The sequence below is a fragment of the Levilactobacillus fujinensis genome (assembly GCF_003946335.1).
In the GTDB taxonomy this organism is placed as follows: domain Bacteria; phylum Bacillota; class Bacilli; order Lactobacillales; family Lactobacillaceae; genus Levilactobacillus; species Levilactobacillus fujinensis.
Map to the genome: position 1 here is coordinate 1 of NZ_RHNX01000088.1, position 1,943 is coordinate 1,943.

At 48.8% G+C, this 1,943-nt stretch carries 1 protein-coding gene; it reads right to left on the reverse strand.

Annotated features, from left to right (window positions below):
* Window positions 1-158: 158 nt before the first annotated feature.
* On the reverse strand, window positions 159-1,577 hold the full coding sequence (locus tag EKM89_RS13830; protein ID WP_125689342.1) for a C69 family dipeptidase: 1,419 nt from the start codon (window positions 1,575-1,577) through the stop codon (window positions 159-161).
* Between the last annotated feature and the right edge of the window lie 366 nt (window positions 1,578-1,943).

The following is a 1,943-nucleotide window of genomic DNA, read 5'->3' on the forward strand; positions in this document are numbered from 1 at the left end:
GTACAAAAAAGAGGCCCAATTCGTAAATGAATTGAACCTCCGAAATTCCCTCCATCAACACCGGTTGACAAAGAGCCCCTTTTAGCCTCTATTTAGATGCGATTTGGCTTGATTTTAAAACGTTTAATCTAAAAACTAATCGAATCATTCATGAACGATTACAGGTTTTGACCCTTTTCCCAAACTGTCTTGGATAACAACAGGCCTTGCTTGACCAAATCGTTAAATAACTCATGGGTCCGCTTGGAGATTTCGCCAGCAGTTTCCAGGTTACTCTGCGTCAGGTAAGTCGTGGCATCACCGGTGATATTGTCATCAGTAGCCGCAACCCGACCGCGCGCGTAGGATTGACAGCCATCACGGAAAGCATTGACCGTCGCAACGAACTCGTGGAAATGGGGTTCGATCAGAACGGATAAGGTCTTGTTCAACCAGTACACGTTGTCGACAGAAACTTCGGTCGTCGTGTTCTTGTAGTCTTCTGGCGTGTCGTTGATGTTCGTAAAGAACGGCATGTAGGGCGCATAGGCGAAGAAGCCCATGGCGACCCATTGAATTGCTGCATGATCGGCCGGCACATCGTTTCTAATTTGCAAGATCGATGAACATTGGTTCCGGTCCATGGCGATCGACCGATACTTCTTCTGATCATCAGCGTCGCCGGAAGCGAAGGTCCCAAACGGATCGTAAGGCGTCCCATTGTAGTGGGAAGACAGGAAGAATTGCACGTCTTCAATGGCGAGCTTCTTGGCTGACTTCCGGGTAAACGGCATGTCTTGGTCGGTTGGCTGTTGATCCGTAATTTCTGGATTAAATAACTTTTGGCCGTACCAGGTCCGAGGCGTGTTGTAGTACGCGTCGTCTTCACCGTGCGTTCCGAAAATTTCGCGGAAGTTAAAGGTGCCTGGTACTGGATTCAAGTGGTTCTTCTCAACGAAGTCCACTAAGTCCGTGGCGACCAAAAAATTATCGGTGTCGTTTAAATCGACCTCTTGCATCAACGTCTGATTCGGCGCGATGGCGTAGGTGTCTTCTGGCAACCGCATTGCGGCCCAGTGATGGCCCCCAGCCGTTTCCAAATACCAGATGTCATTGTGATCGTTAAAGGAAATACTGTTGCTTTCACCAGTCCCATACTTTTCAATCAGGGCGCCCAAGCGTTGGGCCCCTTCTTTAGCACTCTTAATGTATGGCAAAACCAAGGTGACCATGGCTTCTTCGTTGATCCCATCGTCGACGAGTGGATCGTAACCCAACACGCGGGCGTTGGTGGCCGTCGTCTCAGTAGCACTCATGCCAACGTTCAACTCATTAATGCCGGCTTCTTCATATTGGCCGTCACTCTGGTCAGCCTGTGGCGTCCCCGTATAGCGGTAGGCGTGGTCGGGCAATGGCACGTTAACGCCAGTTGTGACAGACGTGAACGCCGCCCCCTGTTGGTCTACTGCTGGGTGGACCACAAACTTGATGGGATTGATGGGACCGTAACCATCCTCGTTACGCGCCACAATCGTGGAACCGTCCATGCTAGCGGCTTTACCCACTAAAATCTCAGTACAATCGGAACTCTTCTTCATCATTTGATGTTCCGCCCCCTTCTTCATTCTAGTATAAGATTAACTTTTGATTAGAGCTAGGGATTTCGCAAAATTCGCTGGTAATCTTGGCTTGATTGGTTCGGACCACGGGCTGACCTTCGACTGCAGCGTGCCTGTTCTGAACTTGAACCACAGAGTCGCCAGTAGTTTTGCGCGTCCTAGCTATATTTCGGTTGTCATTGGTGGTAACTTCTCCTTCTGTGTCGAGAATTGATTTGGTTTGATTGCATGCAACCTTTAAATTCGACAAAAAAGAGGCTAGACAACTGGCTATACTCCTACTTAGGTAGACAAGCAAATAATTAAAGCTTGTTTACTTAGGGAGGAGTTTTTAGTATGGGCCGA

Coding starts and splice junctions, on each gene's coding strand:
- EKM89_RS13830 (WP_125689342.1), bottom strand. CDS start 1,577: ATGAAGAAGAGTTCCGATTGTACTGAGATTTTAGTGGGTAAAGCCGCT.